Source organism: Neobittarella massiliensis (ex Bilen et al. 2018), assembly GCF_900289145.1.
GTDB lineage: Bacteria > Bacillota > Clostridia > Oscillospirales > Ruminococcaceae > Neobittarella > Neobittarella massiliensis.
This window is the reverse complement of record NZ_OKQO01000005.1, coordinates 225,410-249,738: the sequence shown is the minus strand read 5'-3', so window position 1 is coordinate 249,738 and position 24,329 is coordinate 225,410. Positions and strand designations below refer to the sequence as shown.

18 protein-coding genes are annotated in these 24,329 nt (G+C 60.0%); 15 read left to right on the top strand and 3 right to left on the bottom strand.

Annotation, left to right across the window (positions count from 1 at the left end; genetic code table 11):
• Nucleotides 1-219 precede the first annotated feature (219 nt).
• Both ppk1 and C6Y32_RS08670 read right to left on the bottom strand, forming a co-directional pair.
• The gene (gene ppk1 / locus C6Y32_RS08675; protein ID WP_105204911.1) at nucleotides 220-2,355 is read right to left on the bottom strand and encodes a polyphosphate kinase 1; all 2,136 of its coding nucleotides are present in this window, start codon (nucleotides 2,353-2,355) and stop codon (nucleotides 220-222) included.
• Between the two features lie 50 nt (nucleotides 2,356-2,405).
• Complete coding sequence (locus C6Y32_RS08670) at nucleotides 2,406-3,314, bottom strand: Ppx/GppA phosphatase family protein (protein ID WP_105204910.1); 909 nt, start codon at nucleotides 3,312-3,314, stop codon at nucleotides 2,406-2,408.
• Between the two features lie 295 nt (nucleotides 3,315-3,609).
• Here C6Y32_RS08670 and rpmE point away from each other — a divergent pair, with 295 nt between their 5' ends.
• The 12 genes from rpmE (at nucleotide 3,610) to rpoC (ending at nucleotide 20,035) form a co-directional block, all read left to right on the top strand.
• Nucleotides 3,610-3,810 (top strand): 50S ribosomal protein L31, encoded by a 201-nt coding sequence (gene rpmE / locus C6Y32_RS08665; protein WP_105204909.1) that lies wholly within the window; start codon nucleotides 3,610-3,612, stop codon nucleotides 3,808-3,810.
• Nucleotides 3,811-3,906: 96 nt separating this feature from the next.
• Nucleotides 3,907-4,545, top strand: a complete 639-nt coding sequence (locus tag C6Y32_RS08660) for an IMPACT family protein (protein WP_129589423.1) — start codon at nucleotides 3,907-3,909, stop codon at nucleotides 4,543-4,545.
• A gap of 221 nt (nucleotides 4,546-4,766) precedes the next feature.
• The gene (locus C6Y32_RS08655; RefSeq protein WP_243562638.1) at nucleotides 4,767-5,780 is read left to right on the top strand and encodes a deoxyguanosinetriphosphate triphosphohydrolase; all 1,014 of its coding nucleotides are present in this window, start codon (nucleotides 4,767-4,769) and stop codon (nucleotides 5,778-5,780) included.
• A gap of 74 nt (nucleotides 5,781-5,854) precedes the next feature.
• Nucleotides 5,855-7,627: a DNA primase gene (dnaG, locus tag C6Y32_RS08650; RefSeq protein WP_105204907.1), complete on the top strand. Its 1,773-nt coding sequence runs from the start codon at nucleotides 5,855-5,857 to the stop codon at nucleotides 7,625-7,627.
• A 64-nt stretch (nucleotides 7,628-7,691) separates the two neighbouring features.
• Nucleotides 7,692-8,819 carry an RNA polymerase sigma factor RpoD gene (gene rpoD / locus C6Y32_RS08645; RefSeq protein WP_105204990.1) on the top strand — a complete coding sequence of 376 codons (1,128 nt, stop codon included), beginning with the start codon at nucleotides 7,692-7,694 and terminating at the stop codon, nucleotides 8,817-8,819.
• Between the two features lie 103 nt (nucleotides 8,820-8,922).
• Entirely contained in the window at nucleotides 8,923-9,324 is a 402-nt protein-coding gene (locus tag C6Y32_RS08640; protein WP_105204906.1) for an RrF2 family transcriptional regulator, read from the top strand.
• 41 nt (nucleotides 9,325-9,365) lie between these two features.
• Nucleotides 9,366-9,812: a MarR family winged helix-turn-helix transcriptional regulator gene (locus C6Y32_RS08635; protein ID WP_105204905.1), complete on the top strand. Its 447-nt coding sequence runs from the start codon at nucleotides 9,366-9,368 to the stop codon at nucleotides 9,810-9,812.
• A 458-nt stretch (nucleotides 9,813-10,270) separates the two neighbouring features.
• Nucleotides 10,271-10,594, top strand: a complete 324-nt coding sequence (locus C6Y32_RS08630; protein ID WP_105204904.1) for a PadR family transcriptional regulator — start codon at nucleotides 10,271-10,273, stop codon at nucleotides 10,592-10,594.
• Nucleotides 10,587-11,159 (top strand): DUF1700 domain-containing protein, encoded by a 573-nt coding sequence (locus C6Y32_RS08625; RefSeq protein WP_105204903.1) that lies wholly within the window; start codon nucleotides 10,587-10,589, stop codon nucleotides 11,157-11,159. The genes C6Y32_RS08630 and C6Y32_RS08625 overlap by 8 nt, the downstream gene beginning before the upstream one ends.
• Nucleotides 11,149-12,324, top strand: a complete 1,176-nt coding sequence (locus C6Y32_RS08620; RefSeq protein ID WP_105204902.1) for a DUF4097 family beta strand repeat-containing protein — start codon at nucleotides 11,149-11,151, stop codon at nucleotides 12,322-12,324. The genes C6Y32_RS08625 and C6Y32_RS08620 overlap by 11 nt, the downstream gene beginning before the upstream one ends.
• A gap of 343 nt (nucleotides 12,325-12,667) precedes the next feature.
• Nucleotides 12,668-16,399, top strand: coding sequence for a DNA-directed RNA polymerase subunit beta (gene rpoB, locus C6Y32_RS08615; protein WP_105204901.1), 3,732 nt, complete (start codon nucleotides 12,668-12,670; stop codon nucleotides 16,397-16,399).
• A 60-nt stretch (nucleotides 16,400-16,459) separates the two neighbouring features.
• A complete protein-coding gene (gene rpoC, locus C6Y32_RS08610; protein WP_105204900.1) occupies nucleotides 16,460-20,035 on the top strand; it encodes a DNA-directed RNA polymerase subunit beta' in 3,576 nt (1,191 codons plus the stop codon).
• Between the two features lie 142 nt (nucleotides 20,036-20,177).
• On the opposite strand, the gene bilS is transcribed toward rpoC, so the two are convergent.
• The gene (gene bilS, locus C6Y32_RS08605; RefSeq protein WP_105204899.1) at nucleotides 20,178-20,687 is read right to left on the bottom strand and encodes a flavodoxin family protein BilS; all 510 of its coding nucleotides are present in this window, start codon (nucleotides 20,685-20,687) and stop codon (nucleotides 20,178-20,180) included.
• Nucleotides 20,688-21,062: 375 nt separating this feature from the next.
• On the opposite strand from bilS, the gene rpsL reads away from it, so the two are divergent.
• The 3 genes from rpsL to fusA all read left to right on the top strand — a co-directional run bounded on the left by rpsL (nucleotide 21,063) and on the right by fusA (nucleotide 24,281).
• Nucleotides 21,063-21,488: a 30S ribosomal protein S12 gene (gene rpsL, locus C6Y32_RS08600; RefSeq protein ID WP_105204898.1), complete on the top strand. Its 426-nt coding sequence runs from the start codon at nucleotides 21,063-21,065 to the stop codon at nucleotides 21,486-21,488.
• Nucleotides 21,489-21,605: 117 nt separating this feature from the next.
• A complete protein-coding gene (rpsG, locus tag C6Y32_RS08595) occupies nucleotides 21,606-22,076 on the top strand; it encodes a 30S ribosomal protein S7 (protein WP_178089874.1) in 471 nt (156 codons plus the stop codon).
• 120 nt (nucleotides 22,077-22,196) lie between these two features.
• On the top strand, nucleotides 22,197-24,281 hold the full coding sequence (gene fusA / locus C6Y32_RS08590; protein WP_105204896.1) for an elongation factor G: 2,085 nt from the start codon (nucleotides 22,197-22,199) through the stop codon (nucleotides 24,279-24,281).
• Nucleotides 24,282-24,329 lie beyond the last annotated feature (48 nt).

Genomic DNA, 24,329 nt, shown 5'->3' with positions numbered 1-24,329 from the left:
TGGGCCGCCCGGGATAAAGATCGCCCCGGCGCCCCATAACTGCTTTGTTTTACCGGCCCCCGCCGCTGCCCTGAACAGGCGGCGGGCGGCACCTCTGGTCACTGGTTCTTTTTACCTTATAGTATAGCCGCTTTCGCCAGCCCATTCAACCAAAATAGCGCCGCGCCAGCTGTCGGTCTGGCGCAGCGCTTTTTATATGCTTAAGACGGGGGAGATGCACTACCGGCCAAACAGCCCCCGCAACTTTTGCCACAGCCCGCGGCTCGCACTGCTCTGGCCGGCGACCGGCTGCTTCTGCGCGTCCAATATGGCTTGGTCCATAAAGCACTGCTGGCTGTCCACCGGTATCTGTCCGTCGGGGTGGCGTATGCGGTAGCGCCCGTCGGCGCCCAGCTGGCGGGCCTTTACATTATCGCCCAGCATTACCTGCATCATGTGCAGGATGCGCTGGCGCAGGGCCGGGTCGTACACCGGGCACGAGACCTCTACCCGGTGCATGGTGTTGCGGCTCATCATGTCCCCCGAGGAGATGTACATCTTCATCTGCTGTCCCACCCCGAAACAGTACACCCGCGAGTGCTCCAGGTAGCGCCCCACGATGCTGATGATGGTGATGTTCTCGGTCAGCCCCTCCACGCCCGGCACCAGGCAGCAGATACCGCGGACGATGAGCTGGCAGGGTACCCCCGCACAAGAGGCCTCAATGAGCTTTTCCATCACGTCGATGTCGGTGAGAGAGTTGAATTTCATCATTACCCCCGCGGGTTGGCCGCTGCCGGCCAGCGCGATCTGCTCGTCGATGCAGCGCAGCACGTTTTGTTTAAAGCAGCAGGGGGCCACCCACAGCTGCCCATAGCTGCCGTGCAGGTTGCCGATCGACATGTTTTTAAAAAACGCAGTGGCGTCGGCACCGATCTGTGGGTTGGCGGTGATCAGGGCCAGGTCGGTGTAGAGCTTGGCGGTCTTTTCGTTGTAGTTGCCGGTCCCCACCTGGGTGATGGTCTGCAGCCGCCCGTGCTCGCGGCGGGTAATGAGGCAGATTTTCGAGTGCACCTTGTAGTGGTCCATACCGTAGATCACCCGGCAGCCGGCCTCCTCCAGCCGCTGGGCCCACTCGATGTTGTTCTGCTCGTCAAAGCGGGCCCGCAGCTCCATGAGCACAAATACCTCTTTGCCGTTTTCTGCCGCGGCGATCAGATATTCGGCCAACTTGGCCTGCCGGGCAATGCGGTAGAGCGTGATCTTGATCGAGAGCACGTTTTTATCTTCCGACGCCTCTTTGATCAGCCGCAAAAAGGGGTTCATGCTCTCATAGGGGTACGAGAGCAGGATATCCCGCTTGAGCACCTGTCGCAGCACCGGCTCGCCCTGTTTTACGAGCGCCGGCTGCTGCGGGGTGAACGGGGCGTCGGTCAGCTGGCTGACAAGCGGTGCCGGCAACTGACCCGTCAGGGCAAAGCAGAAAGACAGGTCCAGCGGTGCCGCACACAAAAATACCTGTTCGCGGGTAATGCCCAGCTTGCCCCGCAGGTACTTAATAAATCCCTCGCTGATATCCCCCTGCACCTCCAGCCGCACCGGGGCCAGCCGCATGCGCTTTTTTAGCACCTTTTTCATGTGCTGGCGGTAGTCCAGGTCCTCGTCGTACATGCCGGCGTCGGCGTCGATATCCGCGTTGCGGGTGATGCAGATGATGGCTTTTTCCCCCACCTTGTACATGTCAAACACCTTGGGGGCGAACTGCAGCAGCACCTCCTCCATCAGGATATAGCGCAGCTGTTCTCTATCCACGAACAGCATGCGAGGCACCGAGCCGGGCAGGGGAATGATGCCGAACATGGTGTGATCTTTATGCCGCAGCGACACCGCCACATTGAGCTGCTTGTTGTCGATGTGGGGGAACGGATGACGAGTGTCGATGATCTGGGGCGACAGCACCGGCAGCACTGTGCGATAGAATTCCTTCTCTACCAGCTTTTGCTCGCTCGGTTTTAGTTCGTCGTAGTGCAGTTGAGAAATGCCCGCCTGGGCCATCAGGGTGGTCAACTCGGCAAAGGCCCGGTCACGCTGGGCATATAGGGGCGCCGTCTCGCGGTAGATCGCCGCCAGCTGCTCCTGGGCGGTCATGCCGGTCTTCGAGTCGCGGTCGTCGGGCTCTACCAGGGCCAAGTCGGTCAATGTGCCCACCCGCACCATGTAAAACTCGTCCAGGTTAGAGGTGAAGATCGATAAAAACTTCAGCCGTTCCATCAGCGGGGTCTCTTGGCAGTTGGCCTCCTCCAGCACCCGTTCGTTAAATTTTAACCAGGACAGCTCGCGGTTCTCCATGCAGCTGCGGTGCCGCTTGTCTTTCATAATATGTATGCTCCTTTTGCTCCTCTATCCAAGTCGTTTTGGGCCGCCGGTCAGTTTTCGGCCGCAGGGTCTGCCAGCACGTGCCGCAACAGATACCCCTCTCGCACACCGCCGGTGCTCACCTGCACCTGTCGGCAGCCAAAATGGGCGGCGATCTGCCCCAGCAAAACAGCGCCCGGGACCAGAGTCAATATGCGCTCGGGCACCAGCGAAAACACCTGCCGCTGCAGCTTTTCATCGCCGCTGGCAAGCAGCGCGCACAGTTCGTCGGCCCAGCTGGCGGGGAAGTAGCCGGCCAAATCGCCGCCGCCCATCTGGGCGTATAGCTGCCCACAGGCGCGCACGGTGCCGCCAATTCCGCACAACACCCCGCCGGGCGGCACCGGCCAATCCAGCAGACACAGCTGCTCGGTGATGTATTGGCGCATCTGCTTCACGGCCGCTGCCGTGGGCAGCAGGCCCGGTACATACCGCCGCGACAGCGACAGCGAGCCCAGCGGCAAACTTACTGCATCCAGCGGCCGACCGTCGGCAAAGCCCACCAGCTCGGTCGATCCACCGCCGATATCGCACACCAGCCCCGCCCGAGCGCCGGTGGCGTGCATCGCCCCGGCCAGCGAGCACAGTGCTTCCTCTTTGCCCGAAAGAACCTGTGGGCGCACCCCACACGCCTGTTCGATCGCCGTCAGCACCTGCGTCCGGTTTCTTATCTGCCGCAGCGATGCGGTGGCAAATACCTGCACCTGTACGACTCCCAGCAGTCGGGTCAGCTGCAGCAGCCGCGTCAGTGCCCCGCAGGCGCGCTCAACGCCCTGTTCAGTCAGGTCGCCACCCTCTATACAACCGGCCAGAGCAGCCATCTGCTTGTCTCCGAACAGCAGAGAAAACGAACGCCCCGTGCAGCGATAGACCGACAGGCGGATAGAGTTGGAGCCCATATCGATGATGCCGATGGTCACCGCCGGCACCCCCTCTCTGTGTATGCGCTTACAAAATTCCTTTATATAGGTATATTGTGACAAATGTTTCGTGAATTTGCAAGTGTTTACGAAAATTTTACACAATAATTTTGGTAAATCCTACGACTTATGGGGGACGGCAGATGTGCTAAAATAGGGGAGAGCCGAACGGGGGGTAAAGGTGCGGCGCGCCCCGCCGCCACCGCGTTTTTTTGCAAAAAAGTACTTGCATTTTGCGGGGGGCTGTGCTATTATTTTGAAAGTAACGTTTCGTTGAGTGAAAGAGGTGACTACGTTGAAACAGGGGATTCATCCAAAATATGAAGAGACCACAATCAGATGCGCTTGCGGCGAGACCTTTACGACTCGTTCCACCAAGAGCGATATTCGTGTTGAGATCTGTTCAAAATGCCACCCATTCTATACAGGCAAACAGAAACTTGTCGATACCGGTGGACGTGTTGAGCGCTTTAAAAAGCGTTTTGGCACAAAATAAGACGGGCTTTTCACAAAAGTCTAGCAGGTGGTGTTTTTTAAAAAAGCACCGCCTTTCTTTTTTTGCCGGCCGCCCGCGGCCAGAGAGGAGAGGACCATGGCAGATGCGCTGCAGCTACAGGAATACCGCACTCCCGGCGGTGCCGCCCAGTCGCTCTACGAGCAAAAAAAGTCCCGCTTTATCGGGCAGCTCTTTCCAGCGGCCGACCAGCAACAGGTAGACGCGCTGCTCGCCCAGGTAAGAAAGCAGCACCGCGAAGCGCGGCACCACACCTATGCCTATCGGCTGCGCACCGATCATGTCGAGCGCTCATCAGACGACGGCGAGCCGCAGGGCACTGCTGGCCGCCCCATATTAGAGGTGCTGCAAAAGGCGCAGATCACCGATGCGCTGCTGGTGGTCACCCGCTATTTCGGGGGCGTTTTGCTGGGCGCCAGCGGGCTGCTGCGGGCCTATTCTAAAGCCGCCTCGCTGGCGGTGGCCGGCGCCGATATCATTACCATGTGCACCTGCATCGACTGTGTGCTCACCGTGCCCTATAATCTCTACGGCGTCATACAGAATATGTTGCCCGGCTACACGCTGCAGATAAGCGACACCCGTTTCGAGGTGGATGTCACACTGGCGCTCACCGTCAAGGGCAGCGACTACCAGCGCCTGGTAGACGAGGTCACCGAGCGCACCGATGGCCGGGTGGTGCCCAAAAAGATAAAGAGTCACTTTTCCTATCTGTAGCCGCCGCACTGCGCGCGGCGCGAGATGGCGGTGCACTCCTGGCAAAAAGCCGATAAAATAGCGGCTCTTTTTGTAATTTTGCAAAAAAAGAGGGATAGCCCGCGTTTTTGCGTATAAGCTTGTTAGAGGGGCATCGTCTGCGCCGGCGGCGATCCCCACGCATATATCGTACCTGTACCCAACGCAGTTTATAAAAACTGCCCTACATATACATAGGGGAGGTGACACCCATCGACACCACCATCCGCAGCCGCAGCGAACAGGCCGAACGGCAGACGCTGTCACCCTATGCGGTGTGCGCCGCCGATTCGCGGGGGCGGCGGCACCCTACTGCCCCCTGCGATATCCGCACCGATTTTGCCCGCGACCGCGACCGCATCTTACACTGCAAGTCGTTTCGCCGTCTCAAACACAAAACACAGGTGTTTTTGTCCCCTAAAGGGGATCATTATCGCACCCGCCTCACCCACACGCTGGAGGTCTCGCAGATCGCCCGCACCGTCGCCCGTGGGCTGCGTCTCAACGAGGACCTGACCGAGGCCATCGCCCTGGGCCACGATCTGGGGCACACGCCGTTTGGCCACGCCGGTGAGCGGGCGCTCAACGAGGTCTGTCCCGCCGGCTTTCGCCACTACCTGCAGAGCGTGCGGGTAGTCGACTTTTTAGAAAAAGACGGCCGCGGTCTCAACCTCACCTACGAGGTGCGCAACGGTATCGCCTGCCATACCAAAGGTGTCCGCGCCAAAACGCTGGAGGGCCAGCTGGTGCGCTACGCTGACCGCATCGCCTATATCAATCACGATATCGAGGACGCGATCACCGCCGGTATCCTGCAGGAAAACGAGCTGCCCTACGACAGTGTGGCGGTGTTGGGACGGGGCAAAAATCAGCGCATCACCACGCTGGTGCGCTCGCTGCTGGAAAACAGCGGTGCGCGCATCTGGATGGGGGAGGAGGTGTACACCGCCTATCAGCGGCTGCACCAGTTTATGTTCGATGTGGTGTACACCGACCCGGTGGCCAAAAAAGAGGAGAGCAAAGCAGAACAGCTCATCATCACCCTCTATAAACACTTTGTCAGCGACCCCGATGCGCTCTCGCCGCGATATCAGCAGCTGGCTGACCGCTGGGGCCTCGATCGCGCCGTGTGCGACTATCTCTCGGGCATGACCGACGACTATGCCGTCCAGCTGTTCGAGCGGCTGTACGTCCCCCAGTTTTGGCACGGAGAGTAGCGGCCCGACACGGCGCGTTAGCACCAGTATAGCTCTGCCCGGGAGGCAGATTTTGACGAAAGGAGAGGAGCGCCTTGCTGCCCGAGAGCTTTTTGACCGAGCTGAAATTCCGAAACGACATCGAAGACGTGGTCGGTTCCTACGTCGACCTCAAGCGGGCCGGCAGCAATACCGTCAAGGGCCTGTGCCCCTTCCACTCTGAAAAAACGCCTTCCTTCGTGGTCTACCGCGACACCCAGTCCTACTACTGTTTTGGCTGCGGTGCCGGCGGCGACGTCATCACCTTTATCAAGTCCGCCGAGAACCTCGACTATATCGAGGCGGTCAAGTTTTTGGCCCAGCGCGCCGGCATGCAGATGCCCGAGCAGGGGGTCGACGACTCGATGGGCAAGCTCAAGCTGCGCATTCTCGAGGCCAACCGCGCCGCCGCCCGCTGGTTTTATGCGGCGATCTTCTCACCGGCCGGCAAGCAGGGGCTCGACTACCTGCTGGGCCGCGGTCTCAGCATCGAGACCATCAAGCACTTCGGCCTGGGCTTTGCCCCGTCGAGCTGGAATGCCCTGCGCGACGCGCTGCGCAAAAAGGGCTTTTCCGATGGCGATCTGCTGGCGGCGGACCTGGTGGCCCGCTCGTCTAAGGGCAGCGTGTACGACAAGTTCCGCGGCCGGGTGATGTTCCCCATCATCGATCTGCGCGGCAACGTCATCGGCTTTGGCGGCCGCAACATGGGCGACGAAAAGCCCAAGTACCTCAACACCGCCGAGACGCCGGCCTTTCACAAAAACCGCAATCTGTTCGCCCTCAATTTTGCCAAGCGGCAAAAAGATCGCGCCTATATTCTGGCCGAGGGCTACATGGACGTCATCGCCATGCACCAGGCCGGCTTCTGCACGGCGGTGGCCACCCTGGGCACCGCCATCGGCGACCACCAGGCCCGGCTCATCGCCCAGTACGCCGACACCATCACCATCGCCTACGACGCCGATGAGGCCGGGCAGATCGCCACTAAGCGGGCCATCGGCATTCTGGCGCCCACCGGCATCAAGGCGCGGGTGCTGCACATCCCCCGGCAAGAGGCCAAAGACCCCGACGAGTACATCAAAAAATACGGCAATCTGCGCTTTGAGCGCCTGCTGCAAAATGCCCGCGGCTCCACCGAGTACGAGCTGCAGCGGGCCGAGACCGGCCACGACTTAAAAGAGCCGGCTGGCCGCGCCGGATATATCAAAGACGCCGCGGTGGTCGTGGCGGCGCTGCCCACCCCCGCCGAGCGCGACATCTACGCCGGGGTGGTGGCCGAGCGGGCCGGGGCCACCAAGCAGGGGGTGCTCGAGCAGGTAGAGCAGCTGCGGCGGCAGCACTACCGCAAACAAAAGAAAAAAGAGCGCAGCGAACTGCTCAGCAGCGCCATCGACTACCGCGACAAGGTAAATCCCCAGGCGGCTAAAAATCCGCTGGCCAACACCGCCGAGGAGTTCCTCATCGCCGCGCTGCTGCGCGATGTCGCCTTTGGCCGGCGCATCTACCCCCAGCTGGCCGAGCGCGACTTTGTCACCGATTTTAACCGCCGGGTGTACAGCCTGCTCAAAGGCGCTTTCGATGCCGGTCTCACCGGTGACCTGTCTTACCTAGCCCAGCTGCTCACCGATCAGGAGCTGGCCCGGGTCACCCGCATCATCGCCGAGACCGCGCCGCTGCACATCGACATCGAGGAGATCGACCAGAAGATCGGGCTGCTCAAAAAAGAGAGCAGCCGCCCCGACAGCGAGACCATCGCCCACACCCCCGACGCGGACTGGGCCGAGATGATGCGCCAGCTGCGGCAGCAAAAAAATAAGCGGACATAGCACCCCGCACCCATATACAGACACCAACACGCAGGAGAATAGGGAGAAAAGACGTATGGCAAAAATGGACAACACGGCAAACACCGCTAGCATGCTGACCATCGCCGAGATCGGCGCCAAAAAAGGCAAGCTCACCACCCAGGAGCTCACCGAGTTTATCGAGAAATACGATTTCGATGTGGAGCAGGTGGACAAGCTCTACGAGCTGCTCGAGAGCAAAAAGGTCGAGATCGTCGACGATCTCGAGACCGAGCAGGACATCGATCCCGAGGCCGATTTCCAGCTGGTGAGCACTGCCGAGAGCAAGTACTCCCACAAGGAGATTGAGGAGGGCAAGCGCTACGCCACCGCTGCCGACGGCGCCAACATCGACGATCCGGTCAAAGTCTACCTCAAAGAGATCGGCCGCGTGCAGCTGCTCACCTCCGAGGAGGAGATCGAGCTGGCCAAGCGCATGAGCGAGGGGGACCCCTACGCCAGAAAGCGCCTGAGCGAGGCTAACCTGCGCCTGGTAGTCAGCATCGCCAAGCGCTATGTGGGCCGTGGTATGCAGTTTTTAGACCTTATCCAGGAGGGAAATCTCGGCCTCATCAAAGCTGTCGAGAAGTTCGATCACACCAAGGGCTTTAAATTCTCCACCTACGCCACCTGGTGGATTCGTCAGGCCATCACCCGCGCCATCGCCGACCAGGCCCGTACCATCCGCATCCCGGTGCACATGGTCGAGACCATCAACAAGGTCAAAAAGGTCTCCAGCCAGCTGCTGCACCAAAATGGCCACGAGCCCACCGCCGAAGAGATCGCCGATGTGCTCGACATGCCGGCCGAAAAGGTGCGCGAGATCATGCGGGTGGCGCAGGAGCCGGTGTCGCTCGAGACCCCTATCGGCGAGGAGGAGGACAGTCACCTGGGCGACTTTATCCCCGACGACGACGCCCCCGCCCCCGCCGAGGCCGCCTCCCACACGCTGCTGCGCGAACAGCTGGGCGAGGTGCTGCAAACGCTCACCCCCCGCGAGGAAAAGGTGCTGCGGCTGCGCTTTGGCCTGGAGGACGGCCGCAGCCGCACCCTGGAAGAGGTGGGCAAAGAGTTTAACGTCACCCGCGAGCGCATCCGCCAGATCGAGGCCAAAGCTCTGCGCAAGCTGCGCCACCCCAGCCGCAGCAAAAAGCTCAAAGACTTTTTAGACTAGCCCATATGTCCGCTCCCGTTTGACAAATCGCAGTTGCTGTTCTATACTGGATACAGAATGTATAGTAATTTGGTTAACTTTTGACAGCAAGGAGTTGCGAGAAATGGTTTTTACCCGGGAGACCGATTATGCGGTGCGCATCGTGCGGCATCTGGCTACCGTCACCAGCCGGACCGAGGCCAAAAAAATAGCAGAAGCCACCGATGTCACGCTGCGCTTTGCACTGAAGATACTCAGCAAATTGGTGGCCGGGGGCCTGGTGCGCTCCTATAAAGGCACGCAGGGCGGGTACGAGCTGCAAAAGCCCGCCGCCGAGATATCGCTGCGCGACATCGTCGAGATCATCGAGGGGCCGGTCACCATCTCCAAGTGCCTCGACCAAAACAGCGACTGCGAGTGTCAGAGCGCGGGCAACTGCAAGGTGCGCCGCGTATTCGGCAAGATCGCCGACTCGGTCAACGCCCAGCTGGCCTCATACACCATCGACCAGTTTGCCGACGACTGACCGCCTTATACACAGCTATACGAAAGAGGGGAACTACCGCCGTGAGCGAGAGTCAAGATATCCAGTACCACGTCCGCCGCTACTACGAGAACTGGTTTATGATCGACAGTTTGTATGGCGCATGGGCCGCCCGTCGGGGCGTGCAGTTTAACACCGTGCTGGTGCTGGACATCATCCGCGAAAACCCCCAGGGCTGCACCCAAAAGCACATCTGCGACAAGACCGCCCTGCCCAAGCAGACGGTGTCCTTTCTGCTCTCGGGCCTCGAGAAAAAGGGGTACATACACCGCAAGCAAAACGACAGCGACCGCCGGGGCAAGCTGGTGGCTCTCACCCCGGCAGGGGAACAGTTTGCCTTTCCCCTGCTAGATGAACTGGCCACCGCCGAGGAAAACGCCTACGAAAACCTCACCGAGCAGCAGCGCCGGGCCATCACCGATGGCATGACCAGCCTGGTCGAGGCCCTGCAGGGCAGTCTGGCCGACTAGTGTCCGTCTGCTGCCCCGCCGCAGCACACCATATGTTAAAAAACCGCCCGCGATGTAACTGTCGCGGGCGGTTTCTTTATTTTGCCCCGCTGCGGGCGCCGGAGCGGTCTCGCTGGCCGCCACCTTTACCGTCTCGCAGCGATTTGGGGCGGTTGCGCGTCTGCGTGTTCTCACCCGGCCAGCATCCAGCATACAGCACATAGCACACAACACACGGCCCGCAGAACCGCAGAACGGCTGCTCAGCAAGTCGGCTCACAACCGGCTCACTGGTGCAGTGGCGGCAAGAACTGCCCACTGCACCAGAAATAGGGGAGAGCGGCGCCGTACCTTTCAGTAATGCGTCTACCCCTGTATACAGTGCCAGAAAACAGAGGTCAAGATTGGCACAGCTACCAGTATCAAGTGTATATTATATTTGATATAATATAGTTGTAGAAATAATAAGGGGGCGAGCAGATGATCTTTCAGACCGGCGCGGCGCTGCTGGAGTGCTGCGTGCTGGCGGTACTGGACCGGGAAGATACCTACGGCTATGTCCTCACCCAGCGGGTCAAAGGCGTGTTGCAGATCTCCGAGTCGACCCTGTACCCGGTGCTGCGCCGCCTGCAAAAAGAGGCCAGTCTCTCCACCTACGACCGGGCCTTTCAGGGGCGCAACCGCCGCTATTATTCCATCACCCCCCAGGGGCGTGAAAAACTGCAGCAGTACCGGACCGAGTGGGAGGCCTACAAGAACCGGATAGACGATATTTTGTTGAGGGGGCTTTGTGGCGATGAATAGAGAGCAGTACCTTAAAAGATTGGAGACCTGTCTGGATACGCTCTCCACCGAAGAGCGGTCCAGTGCGCTGCTGTACTACGTCGACTATTTCGAGGACGCAGGAGCGGATGCCGAGCAGGAGGTGATCGCCCAGCTGGGTGACCCGCGACAGCTGGCTGACCGCATTCTCGAGGAAAACGGCCAGAGCCCGTCAGCCGGCCGCTGGCGGCAGTGGCTGGCAGCGGCAGCCCAAAAGTGGGGGGCATACCGCCGCCGGCGGTCAGAAAGGCGCGTTTCAAAATCGCCCCACAAGCGGGAGCGGCTGCGGATCGCGGGTTTTTGCATCCTGTTTGTGCTCTCGGCGTGGCTGCTCCTGTGCGGGGTGGCGGTGGTCATCCTCAGCCTCACGCTGTTTTCGACCGGGCCTATGGGGGCGCTGTTCTACCTGGGTCTTGGCCTGTTCGTTTCCGGCGGTGCGCTGCTGGCGCTGTCGGCGCTCTCCGGTCGGCTGCCCCGCCCCCGCAAGAGGAATACCCCGCCCGCCGGTCGGCAAACAGCAGAGGAGGTGACTGCACATGGCCGCTGATCGCCAAAAAAGAATACGTATCGCCGCAGTCGCCATAGCTGCCGCCGGGCTGGTACTCATGGGTGCGGGCTATCTCTCCGGCTCCAGCCTGTGGGTGGCAGCCGATCAGAAGGGCCTGTTCATAGTAGAAGATACCCCGCGCAGCCGTATCAGCTACCCTGAAGAGGGGGGCATAAGCAGGGCCGTCGGCATCCAGCTGCATCTGGATGATTTTGATGTGCAGATCGTCCACGGGGAGAAGCTCTCGGTAGAAACGGTGTGCTACGGATCTCTCCGCTCGCCCGATGTAAAGGTCAAGGACGGTATCCTGTCGATCGGCGAGACAGCATCGCAGGGCCGCGGCGTGGGCACCACGCTGCTGGACCCGCGCGGGCAAAAACGCAGTCAGGTACGCATCACGCTGCCGTACCGCAGGTGCAGTACGGTGAGCTGTGTGTTGCAAAAAGGCGACGTGCTCGTCGATCACCTGGAGGCCGATGATTTAGAGATCGACACCCGTCAGGGCGATATACAGCTGCACGACATCAGCGCCCAGCAGGCCGCCATCAGGCTCGGCCGCGGCAACGGCAGTCTGCTAGAAGTCTATGTGAGCGAGATGGACTACCAAAATGAGCGGGGTCAGAGCACCTACCAAAATGCCACTCCGCAGAGGGGCAAAACACTCAACTTTGCCAGTGCCGGCGGTCCAGTCAAGCTGCAAAAGCTGCAGGTAGATATCGCCCGGCTGCAGCTCGACGGCGACTTGCAGGCCAGCGACGTCAAGGCCGGCCAGCTGTATATCAGGCGCACCAGTGGCCAGGTCGAAATCAGCCGCCTGCAGGATAACGGGGTCATCTCGGTCATTGGCGGTACGGGCGACGTGTCGCTGCAGGGCGGCAGTCAGCAGGCCACAGTCAACATCGACAGCGGCGATATCCTGCTGGATGTGGGGCGGGGGAAATACGCCTGCCCCACCACCGCCATCACGCAAAAGGGCAGCATCACCCAACAGCGCCAGCTGGCCGAGACCTACGCAGTCGACTGCCTGGCCGAAGACGGCAAAGTCACCCGCGCCGGCAAAACGGTCGAGGGTAAAAACAGCTTTACCACCGCCGCCCATTACACCCGCGATGATCGGAGCAAAATGCTGCTGAAAACACAGAAAGGCGACATCGCCCTGCCCTGACCGCCCCTTACCTCCCCAGACCCCACCCGACAAATAGAAACGGGCACTCCACCGCCCGTCACTGTAATGAGCACAGAGCAGAGCGACACCAAAAGCCAGGTGTCGCTCTGCTCTGTTGCAGTAGATCAAAAAAACGGAAAAAGTCGCTAAAATCGCAACTTTTCCCGTGCAAATCGGTTGACATCAGGAGATATCTATACTATAATGATATACTGTATCAAAATGGATATTTGTAGCTCTCGCACAAGTATTATAGCATGAACCCGCCGTGAAATCAACATCATTTTTTATCGGATTTACCGGTAATGAGGGATGTTCAATAGATGAAGGAGTGATCGAGCCTATGGTGAATGTCAAGCCGACCAAGCTGGGTAAAAACGTCAGGATGAGCTTTTCCAAGATCAACGAAGTACTGGAGATGCCCAACCTGATCGAGGTGCAGAAAAACTCGTACCAGTGGTTTTTGGAGCAGGGCCTCAAAGAGGTATTTGAGGACGTGTCCGCCATCACCGACTACACCGGCAATCTGGTTTTGGACTTTGTGGACTACCGCCTCGACGACGAGCCCAAGTACTCGGTAGAGGAGTGCAAGGAGCGCGACGTCACCTTCGCCGCCCCTCTGCGGGTCACCGCCCGGCTGTTTAACAAAGTCACCGGCGAGGTCAAGCAGCAGGAGATCTTCATGGGGGATTTCCCCCTCATGACCGACAGCGGCACCTTTGTCATCAACGGCGCCGAGCGGGTCATCGTCTCCCAGCTGGTGCGCAGCCCCGGCGTGTACTACGGCATGGAGCACGACAAGACCGGTAAGGAGCTGTTCACCTCCACCGTCATCCCCAACCGCGGCGCCTGGCTGGAGTACGAGACCGACTCCAACGACATCTTTTACGTCCGCATCGACAAGAACAGAAAGATCCCCGTCACCACCTTCATCCGCGCATTAGGCCTGGGTCAAAACAGTCAGATCATCGACTTCTTCGGTGAGGACCCCAAGATCATGGCCACCCTGGAAAAAGACACCACCGAGTCCACCGAGGAGGGCCTGCTCGAGACCTACCGCAAGCTGCGCCCTGGTGAGCCGCCGACGATCGAGAGCGCCCAGACCCATATCGACAATCTCTTCTTCGACGCCCGCCGCTACGACCTGTCCAAGGTGGGCCGCTACAAGTACAACAAAAAGCTGGCCCTGGGCGACCGCATCTCCGGCCAAAAATTGGCCGAGCCCGCCATCGACCCCATGACCGGCGAGATCATCGCCGAGGCCGGCGAGCTGCTCACCCGCGAAAAGGCGCTGCAGATCCAGGAGTCCGGCCAGGACACAGTGGTGCTCGACGTAGAGGGCCGCCAGGTCAAGGTCATCTCCAACGGCATGGTCGATCTGGCCCACTTCGTGCCCGGCATCGACCCGGCCGCGTGCGGCATCCGCGAAAAGGTCCGCTTCTCGGTACTGCTGGATATCCTCGAGGCCGCTGAGGGCGACGAGGAGCTCAAAGAGCTCATCACCCAGAAAAAAGACGAGCTGGTGCCCAAGCACATCATCATCGACGATATCTTCTCCTCTATCAACTACTTAAATTGCCTGGCGCAGGGCATCGGCACCACCGACGACATCGATCACCTGGGCAACCGCCGCATCCGCTCGGTGGGCGAGCTGCTGCAAAATCAGTTCCGCATCGGCTTTTCCCGTATGGAGCGGGTCATCCGCGAGCGCATGACCCTGCAGGCCCAGGAGCTGGAGAGTGCCACCCCGCAGGCCCTCATCAACATCCGTCCGGTGGTGGCCTCTATCAAAGAGTTCTTTGGTTCCAGCCCGCTGTCGCAGTTTATGGATCAGACCAATCCCCTGGCCGAGCTCACCCACAAGCGCCGCCTGTCGGCCCTGGGCCCCGGCGGCCTGTCCCGCGATCGCGCCGGGTTCGAGGTCCGCGACGTGCACTACAGCCACTATGGCCGCATGTGCCCCATCGAGACTCCTGAGGGCCCCAACATCGGCCTGATCTCCTACCTGGCTACCTTTGCCAAAATAAACGAGTACGGGTTTATCGAGGCGCCTTTCCGCAAGGTGGATAAGGCCACCGGCGTCGTCACCGACGAGGTGGTCTACATGACCGCCGACGTGGAGGACAACTTCGTGGTGGCCCAGGCCAACGAGCCGCTGGACGAAGAGGGCCACTTCAAAAACAAAAAGGTCAACGCCCGCCACCGCGACGAGATCCTCGAGATCGGTCGCGACAAGGTCGACTACATGGACGTATCGCCGAAGATGGTGCTCTCGGTGGCCACCTCCATGATCCCCTTCCTCGAAAACGACGACGCCAACCGCGCGCTGATGGGCTCCAACATGCAGCGGCAGGCAGTGCCGCTGCTCAAGACCGAGAGCCCGGTGGTGGGCACCGGTATGGAGTACAAAGCCGCCGTCGATTCCGGCGTCTGCGTGCTGGCCAAACACGACGGCGTGGTCGAGGCCGTCAGCGCCGACGAGGTGCTGCTGCGCACCGACGAGGGAAAACTCGAGCGGTACAAGCTCATCAAGTTTATGCGCTCCAACCAGGGCACCTGCACCAACCAGCGCCCGGTAGTCGACAAAGGCGAAAAAGTGGTCAAGGGCCAGGTGCTGGCCGACGGCCCCGCCACTGACAACGGCGAGATCGCGCTGGGCAAAAACGCGCTCATCGGCTTTATGACCTGGGAGGGCTACAACTACGAGGACGCCGTCCTCATAAACGAGAAGATCGTCCGCGACGACGTCTACACCTCGGTGCATATCGAGGAGTACGAGACTGAGGCCAGAGACACCAAACTGGGCCCTGAGGAGATCACCCGCGACATTCCTAACGTGGGCGAAGAGGCCCTCAAAGACCTCGACGAGCGCGGCATCATCCGCATCGGCGCCGAAGTGCGCGCCGGCGATATCCTGGTGGGCAAAGTCACCCCCAAAGGCGAGACCGAGCTCACCGCCGAGGAGCGGCTGCTGCGGGCCATCTTTGGCGAGAAGGCGCGCGAGGTGCGCGACACCTCGCTGAAGGTGCCCCACGGCGAGTACGGTATCGTGGTCGACGTCAAGGTGTTCACCCGCGAGAACTGCGACGAGCTCAGCCCCGGCGTCAACATGGTGGTGCGCTGCTACATTGCCCAGAAGAGAAAGATCTCGGTGGGCGACAAGATGGCCGGCCGCCACGGCAATAAGGGCGTCGTGTCCCGCATTCTGCCGCAGGAGGATATGCCCTTCCTGCCCGACGGCACTCCGCTGGACATCGTGCTCAACCCCCTGGGCGTTCCCTCCCGTATGAACATCGGGCAGGTGCTGGAGGTCCATCTGGGCCGCGCCGCCAAGGCGCTGGGCTGGAAGATGATGACCCCCGTATTCGACGGCGCCCACGAGGAGGACATCCGCGATGCCCTGCGCGAGGCCGGTCTGCGCGAGGACGGTAAGACCGTTCTGTACGACGGCCGCACCGGCGAGCCGTTTGACAACCCGGTCACCGTCGGCTATATGTACTTCTTAAAGCTGCATCACCTGGTCGACGACAAGATCCATGCCCGTTCTACCGGCCCGTACTCGCTGGTCACCCAGCAGCCCCTGGGCGGCAAAGCCCAGTTCGGCGGCCAGAGATTCGGCGAGATGGAGGTCTGGGCGCTGGAGGCTTATGGCGCCGCCTACACCCTGCAGGAGATCCTCACCGTCAAGTCCGACGACGTGGTGGGCCGTGTCAAGACCTACGAGGCCATCGTCAAGGGCCAGAACGTGCCCCAGTCCGGTGTGCCCGAGTCGTTCAAGGTGCTCATCAAAGAGCTGCAGTCGCTGGCGCTGGATATCCGTGTGCTGGATAAAGACGGCGAGGAGATCGACCTCAAACAGAACTTCGACGACGAGGATATGGGCATCCCCAAAGTGGTGGATGACGAGGCGTTCTCCAATGTAGCTGTCGACAGCGAGATCGAGGAGCTCAGCGTCGAGGACGTGCCCGAGGAGATCCTCACCGGCGAAGACAGCGAGGACACCGGTGCCGCCGACCTGCTGGGCGCGCTGCTCGGCGGTGACGACGACGCAGATCTTGAAGACGAGAACATGTAACGCGCTGTGATCCGCAAAAAACGGAAAACATGCCTTCTGATATAGAAAAAGGGGACGCCTATGGAATTTAATGTTTTTGAATCGATCAAGATCGGCCTGTCCTCCCCGGAGCAGATCCGGGAGTGGTCCCATGGCGAGGTCAAAAAACCCGAGACCATCAACTACCGCACCCTAAAGCCCGAGCGCGACGGCCTGTTCTGTGAGCGCATCTTCGGGCCCACCAAGGACTGGGAGTGCTACTGCGGCAAGTATAAACGGCTGCGCTATAAAGGCAAGGTCTGCGAGCGCTGCGGCGTCGAGGTCACCCGCGCCAAGGTGCGCCGTGAGCGCATGGGCCACATCGAGCTGGCCGCGCCGGTGTCGCACATCTGGTACTTTAAGGGCATTCCCTCCCGCATCGCCCTCATTCTCGATATCTCTCCGCGCCTGTTAGAGAAGGTGCTCTACTTCGCCTCCTACATCGTCACCGATCCCGGCTTTACGCCGCTGGAGAAAAAGCAGCTGCTCAGCGAAAAAGAGTACTGGGATATGCGCGAGAAGTACGAGGACGAGTTCGAGGCCGGCATGGGCGCCGAGTCCATCAAAAAGCTGCTGCAGGATATCGACCTCGAGGCCCTGAGCAAAGAGCTCAAAGAGGAACTGGAGACCGCCACCGGTCAAAAGCGCATCCGGCTGCTCAAGCGGCTGGAAGTGGTCGACGCCTTCCGCCTCTCCGGCAACAAGCCCGAGTGGATGATCCTGGATGTCATCCCGGTCATCCCGCCGGATATCCGCCCCATGGTACAGCTCGACGGCGGCCGTTTTGCCACCTCCGACCTGAACGACCTGTACCGCCGGGTCATCAACCGCAATAACCGCCTCAAACGGCTGCTCGAGCTCGGCGCGCCCGATATCATCGTGCGCAACGAGAAGCGCATGCTGCAGGAAGCAGTAGACGCCCTGATCGACAACGGCCGCCGCGGCCGCCCGGTCACCGGCCCCAACAACCGGCCGCTCAAGTCGCTGTCGGATATGCTCAAGGGCAAACAGGGCCGTTTCCGTCAGAACCTGCTGGGCAAACGCGTCGACTACTCCGGCCGTTCAGTCATCGTGGTCGGCCCCGAACTGAAAATGTACCAGTGTGGCCTGCCCAAAGAGATGGCGCTGGAGCTGTTTAAGCCCTTCGTCATGAAACGCCTGGTCGAGACCGGCGCCGCCGGCAACATCAAGAGCGCCCGCAAGATGGTCGAGCGCGCCCGCAACGAGGTGTGGGACGCCCTCGAGATCGTCATCAAGGGCCACCCGGTGCTGCTCAACCGCGCGCCTACTCTGCACCGTCTGGGCATTCAGGCCTTCGAGCCGGTGCTGGTCGAGGGCCGCGCTCTCAAACTGCACCCGCTGGTCTGTACCGCCTACAACGCCGACTTCGACGGCGACCAGATGGCCGTGCACGTGCCGCTGTCGGCCGAGGCGCAGGCCGAGGCCCGCTTCCTCATGCTGGCGGCCAACAACCTGTTAAAACCCTCCGACGGCCGCCCGGTGGCGGTGCCCACCCAGGACATGGTGCTGGGCTCCTACTACCTGACCATGGAGAAGCCCGGCGAGCCGGGCGAGGGGATGATCTTCCGCGACGAGGCCGAGGCCCTTATGGCCTATCAGGAGGGCTCGGTAGGGCTGCACGCCCGGGTCAAGGTCCGCCTCATCCGCGAGATTGACGGCGAGCGCTGCTCCAAGATCATCGATACCACCGTGGGCCGGCTGATCTTTAACACCCCCATCCCGCAGGATCTGGGGTATGTCGACCGCTCCGACCCCGACAAGAAGATAGACCTGGAAGTGGATTTCCTGGTCACCAAAAAGCAGCTGGGCGATATCATCGACCGCTGCATCCAGGTGCACGGCACCGCCACCACCTCCGAGGTGCTCGACAAGATCAAGGCCCAGGGCTTTAAGTACTCCACCAAAGGCGCCATCACCGTGGCCGTCTGCGATGCCGAGATCCCGCCCCAGAAAGCCGATTATCTGGCCGAGGCCGACGAGCAGATCGACCGGGTGGTCAGCCTGTACAACAAGGGCCTCATCTCCGACGACGAGCGCTATGCCAAGGTCATCGAGATCTGGGATAACTGCACCAGCAAGGTGTCCGACGCCCTGACCGACAACCTCGACCAGTATAACCCCATCTTCATGATGGCCGACTCCGGCGCCCGCGGTTCCATCAACCAGATCCGCCAGCTGGCCGGCATGCGCGGCCTGATTGCCAACACCTCCGGTAAGACCATCGAGCTGCCCATCAAGGCCAACTACCGCGAGGGCCTCAACATCCTGGAGTACTTCATCTCCTCCCGTGGCGCCCGTAAGGGCCTGGCCGACACCGCGCTGCGTACCGCCGACTCGGGTTACCTGACCCGCCGTCTGGTGGACGTCTCGCAGGAGGTCATCGTCTGGGAAGAGGACTGCGGTACCCATAATGGCATCGTGGTCGAAGATATCCGTGAGGGCAACGAGATGATCGAGCCGCTGCAGGAGCGCCTTACCGGCCGCTATGCCGCCGAGCCCATCCTGCACCCCGAGACCGGCGAAGTGCTGGTCGACTGTGATACGCTGATCACCGATACCATCGCCGCTCAGGTAGTGGCCGCCGGGGTCAAGAGTGCCAAGATCCGCTCCATCCTCACCTGTGACGCCACCCACGGCATCTGTGCCAAGTGCTACGGCGCCAACCTGGCTAACAAAAAAGAGATCGCCATCGGCGAGGCGGTGGGTATCATCGCCGCCCAGTCCATCGGCGAGCCCGGCACCCAGCTGACCATGCGTACCTTCCATACCGGCGGTATCGCCTCGGCTGACGATATCACCCAGGGTCTTCCCCGCGTCGAGGAGCTGTTCGAGGCCCGCCGGCCCAAGACCATGGCCATCATCAGCGAGATCGACGGTGTGGTCTCCATCCGCGAGATCAAAAAGGCCCGTCACGTGGTGGTCACCAACAACGAGACCAAAGACGAGCGCAGCTACCTCATCCCCTATGGCTCTCGTCTCCGGGTCACCGAGGGCCAGTATGTAGAGGCCGGCGATACCTTTACCGAGGGCTCGGTCTATCCCCACGACGTGCTGGCCATCAAGGGCGAGACTGCCGTGCAGAATTACCTCATCCAAGAGGTGCAGCGCGTCTACCGCCTGCAGGGCGTTGACATCAACGATAAGCATATCGAGGTCATCGTCCGCCAGATGATGAAGAAGGTGCGGGTGGACAACGCCGGCGACACCAATCTCATCTCCGGTTCGGTGGTCGAAAAAGGCGATTTCATCAAGGCCAATCAGGAGATCGAGCGCCGCATCGCCGCGGGCGAGGTCAGCTTGCAAAAGGCCAACTATATCCCGGTGCTGCTGGGTATCACCAAGGCCTCTCTGGCCACCGAGAGCTTCCTCTCGGCCGCCTCTTTCCAAGAGACCACCCGTGTGCTCACCGACGCCGCCATCAAAGGCAAAGCAGATCCGCTCATCGGCCTCAAAGAGAATGTCATTATCGGTAAGCTCATCCCGGCCGGTACCGGTATGCCCATCTACAACGATGTCGAGGTCGTCAAGCGCACCCCCGAGGACCTGGTCTCCAAGGTGGCTCCCTGCGAGTTCCAGCTCGACCAGATCGGCGAGTAATTTATCCTAAAACGACAAAAGAGCAGAGGCTTTTGCCCCTGCTCTTTTTCTCTCCGCCCCGGCCATTCCCGTACGCCCGCTGGCTTTCTGGCGTTGGCCTGCGGCCGTCTAACTGGCGCACTGAGCAGGGGAGAGGTGTATTTTATAGCCCCTGTACCAGCGCCAGCGCCCACCGCTTTAGCGCCGTCAAGTCCCGTGCGTCGGGGTGGCTGCGCGCGGCGTCAAAGTTTTGCAGCATGGCCTGCGCCTGTGCGTTGCCCGGGTCGTCTTTTAGCATCTGCCGGTACCGCTGCCCCACGCTCCCGGGCATTTTGCCCTGACACATAAAGCCCGGCAACAGACGGGCATCCGACGGCGCCAGCGCCGCCACCCGCTCTAAAATGCGGTCAAAGTAGTCGCGGCTGCCGCCAAACCCGGCGGTGCCGAACAGCGCCACCGTCTTGCCGTGCAGCTGGGGCAAAAAGGCAGCTGTCTGCTGGTCGCACCCGCCCTTATCAGTCCAAAACCCCACCAGGATCAGATCGACCGCCAGTGCCGCATCGTCCGGGGCCCCGCAGTACAGCGGCCCGCTTCCCGCCCACAGTGGCGGCAGCGCCTTTGCCAACTGGGCTGTGTTGCCGGTTCGGCTGCTGTAAACGATCGCGTATGTCATGGTCTCTACCTCCGTCTGTCATCGCCGGGCACTCTGCGCGCCTGGCATCTTCTTTCCTTTTATATACACAGTATACCACCGCTGCCAACCGTTCTTTTGCACCCGGTCCGGTCTGGTCCAGTCTGTTCTGCGCGCCCCGCCTGTCACGCAGCAGCCCGGTCTTGACAGAGCTGCATAAAAAACCAGAAACACGGTTTTACGAGGCTGATTATTTACCCAAAAACGGAAAAACTTTCATAAATGCCGCATGACAAACTTTTTATGTGGCAATATTACCTAAAAGCTTGACAAAATAATTGTATAGGTGTTAAAATTCAAATGTTGAGCCATGTCTAGATGGCCCAACTGACTCATTTTCAAGGAGGTGTAAATACATTGCCAACCTTTAACCAGCTCGTTCGCAAAGGCAGAACTGCTTCTGTGAAGAAATCGACTGCTCCGGCCCTGCAGAAAAACCTGAACACCATCAAGAAACAGCAGACCGACATGTCTTCTCCGCAAAAGCGCGGCGTATGCACTGCCGTTAGAACCATGACCCCGAAGAAGCCGAACTCGGCGCTGAGAAAGATCGCCCGTGTGAAACTGACCAACGGAATGGAAGTATCGGCTTACATCCCCGGTATCGGCCACAACCTGCAGGAGCACTCGGTTGTACTGATCCGCGGTGGACGTGTCAAGGACCTGCCTGGTGTGCGTTACCACATCATCCGCGGCACTCTGGATACCCAGGGCGTTAACGGACGTATGAAAGCGCGCTCCAAGTACGGCGCAAAACGTCCGAAGGCTGGTGCTTCGAAGTAAACAAGACTTGTTATAGCCAGATGATGGCATTTTTTATAAATGTCTCGTCTTGGCAATACGGGAGTTTTGTCGCTTTCGAGTACCTGTGAATTCATTTATATGAAGGAGGGAAGCAAAGTGCCAAGAAGAGGTAAAATTGCAAAACGCGACGTATTAGCCGATCCGCTGTACAATTCCAAGATGGTGACCCGCCTGATCAACTCCATCATGTATGATGGCAAAAAAGGTGTGGCCCAGAAGATCGTGTACGGTGCCTTCGATATCGTCAACGAAAAGACCGGTAAAGACCCCGTAGAGGTCTTCGAGCAGGCCCTCGAGAACATCATGCCTGTCTTAGAGGTCAAGGCCCGCCGTGTCGGTGGCGCCACCTACCAGGTCCCCATGGAGGTCCGCCCCGCCAGACGTCAGACCCTGGGTCTGCGCTGGCTCACGCTGTACGCCCGCAAGCGCTCCGAGAGAACCATGAAAGAGCGCCTGGCAGCCGAGATGATGGACGCCGTCAACAACACCGGCGGTTCTGTCAAAAAGCGTGAGGACACCCACAAGATGGCAGAGGCCAACAAGGCGTTTGCCCACTACCGCTGGTAGGAATACAGCCCGGACAAGCCTTTTGCCCGCGCTGTGGCGTACGGCCCATGTGGGCCGTTTTGCCAGTTTTAGATTTTTTCCTGTAGCGATACAGGTCACACACAGTTTAAGGAGGGCACTATGCCAAGAGACGTATCTCTCGAACTCACCCGGAATATTGGCATAATGGCTCACATTGATGCTGGTAAAACCACCACCACCGAGCGTATCTTGTTCTACACCGGTGTTAACCACAAGATCGGTGAGACCCACGACGGTGCAGCAACAATGGACTGGATGGCGCAGGAGCAGGAGCGCGGTATCACCATTACCTCCGCTGCTACCACTGCCCACTGGAAGGGCCATCGCATCAATATCATCGACACCCCCGGACACGTGGACTTCACCGTTGAGGTGGAGCGCTCCCTGCGCGTGCTCGATGGTTCTGTAACAGTTTTCTGTGCCAAAGGCGGCGTTGAGCCCCAGTCAGAGACTGTTTGGCGTCAGGCAGACAACTACAGAGTCCCCCGCATGGCGTTCGTCAACAAGATGGACATCATGGGCGCCGACTTCTACAACGTTGTCTCCATGATGAAAGACCGCTTAAAATGTAATGCAGTTCCCCTGCAGCTGCCCATCGGCGCCGAGGAGACCTTCCGCGGCATCATTGACCTTCTCACCATGAAGGCCGAGGTGTATTACGACGATCTGGGTCAGGATATCCGCGAGGAGGACATCCCCGAGGATATGAAGGAACTGGCAGAAAAATATCACAGCGAGCTTATCGAGGCTGTTGCAGAGCAGGATGAAGACCTGATGATGCAGTATCTCGAGGGCGAGGAGCTCTCCATCCCCGAGATGAAGAAAGTCATCCGTAAGGCCACCATCGCCAACGACTTCGTGCCGGTGCTGTGCGGTACTGCTTACAAGAATAAGGGCGTACAGCCCCTGCTCGACGCAGTGATCGACTACATGCCCGCCCCCACCGATATCGACGATATCAAGGGCGTGAACCCCGACACCGAGGAAGAGGAGACCCGTCCGTCCTCCGACGACGAGCCCTTCTCGGCGCTGGCCTTTAAGATCGCCACCGACCCCTATGTGGGCAAGCTGTGCTTCTTCCGCGTGTACTCCGGTGTGCTGCATGCCGGCAGCACCGTGTACAACTCGGTCAAGAGAAACAACGAGCGTATCGGCCGCATCCTGCAGATGCACGCCAACCACAGAAAAGATATCGAGGAAGTTTACGCCGGCGATATCGCCGCTGCCGTGGGCCTAAAGAACACCACCACCGGCGACACCCTGTGCGACCCCAAAGCCCCCATCATCCTCGAGTCCATGGAGTTCCCCGAGCCCGTTATCCGCGTCGCCATCGAGCCCAAGACCAAAGCTGGTCAGGAGAAGATGGGTATCGCGCTGGCCAAACTGGCTGAAGAGGACCCCACCTTTAGGACCTACACCGACGAGGAGACCGGCCAGACCATCATTGCCGGTATGGGCGAGCTGCACCTCGAGATCATCGTCGACCGTCTGCTGCGCGAGTTCCGCGTCGAGGCCAACGTGGGCAAACCCCAGGTCGCCTACCGCGAGACCATCCGCACCGAAAAAGAGGTCGATCACAAATACGCCCGTCAGTCCGGCGGCCGCGGCCAGTACGGCCACGTCAAGATCCGCCTGATCCCCAACGAGACCGGCAAGGGCTACGAGTTCGTCAACAAAGTCGTTGGCGGCGCCATCCCCAAAGAGTACATCCCCGCTGTCGACGCCGGTATCCAGGGCGCCATGCAGACCGGTGTGCTGGCCGGCTACCCGGTGGTGGATGTGAAAGTCGAGCTGTTCGACGGTTCTTACCACGAGGTCGACTCCTCCGAGATGGCCTTTAAGATCGCCGGCTCCATGGCTTTCAAAGAGGGTATGGCCAAGGCCAACCCCGTCCTGCTCGAGCCCATCATGAAAGTTGCCGTCATCGTCCCCGAGGAGTACATGGGCGACGTTATCGGCGACCTGAACTCCCGCCGTGGCCAGATCCAGGGCATGGAGTCCAGACCTGGTTCCCAGCAGATCAACGCCTTTGTACCTCTGTCCGAGATGTTCGGCTACGCCACCGACCTGCGCTCCAAGACCCAGGGCCGTGGCCAGTACTCGATGGAGCCCAGCCACTATGTGGAGGTCCCCAAATCGATCGCCGAGGGCATCATGAACGCCAGAGCCAAAAAGGGCGAGTAGTCTTGCTTTTTTGTATCGCTCTTGATACAATGAAACCACCAAAAACTA

Bases quoted from the DNA above. Each gene is read 5' to 3' on its own strand.
- ppk1 (WP_105204911.1), bottom strand. From the start codon at position 2,355: ATGAAAGACAAGCGGCACCGCAGCTGCATGGAGAACCGCGAGCTGTCC.
- rpoD (WP_105204990.1), top strand. From the start codon at position 7,692: ATGGACAACACGGCAAACACCGCTAGCATGCTGACCATCGCCGAGATC.
- C6Y32_RS08640 (WP_105204906.1), top strand. From the start codon at position 8,923: ATGGTTTTTACCCGGGAGACCGATTATGCGGTGCGCATCGTGCGGCAT.
- bilS (WP_105204899.1), bottom strand. From the start codon at position 20,687: ATGACATACGCGATCGTTTACAGCAGCCGAACCGGCAACACAGCCCAG.
- C6Y32_RS08660 (WP_129589423.1), top strand. From the start codon at position 3,907: ATGGCAGATGCGCTGCAGCTACAGGAATACCGCACTCCCGGCGGTGCC.
- rpoB (WP_105204901.1), top strand. From the start codon at position 12,668: ATGGTGAATGTCAAGCCGACCAAGCTGGGTAAAAACGTCAGGATGAGC.
- C6Y32_RS08625 (WP_105204903.1), top strand. From the start codon at position 10,587: ATGAATAGAGAGCAGTACCTTAAAAGATTGGAGACCTGTCTGGATACG.
- C6Y32_RS08630 (WP_105204904.1), top strand. From the start codon at position 10,271: ATGATCTTTCAGACCGGCGCGGCGCTGCTGGAGTGCTGCGTGCTGGCG.
- fusA (WP_105204896.1), top strand. From the start codon at position 22,197: ATGCCAAGAGACGTATCTCTCGAACTCACCCGGAATATTGGCATAATG.
- C6Y32_RS08620 (WP_105204902.1), top strand. From the start codon at position 11,149: ATGGCCGCTGATCGCCAAAAAAGAATACGTATCGCCGCAGTCGCCATA.
- rpoC (WP_105204900.1), top strand. From the start codon at position 16,460: ATGGAATTTAATGTTTTTGAATCGATCAAGATCGGCCTGTCCTCCCCG.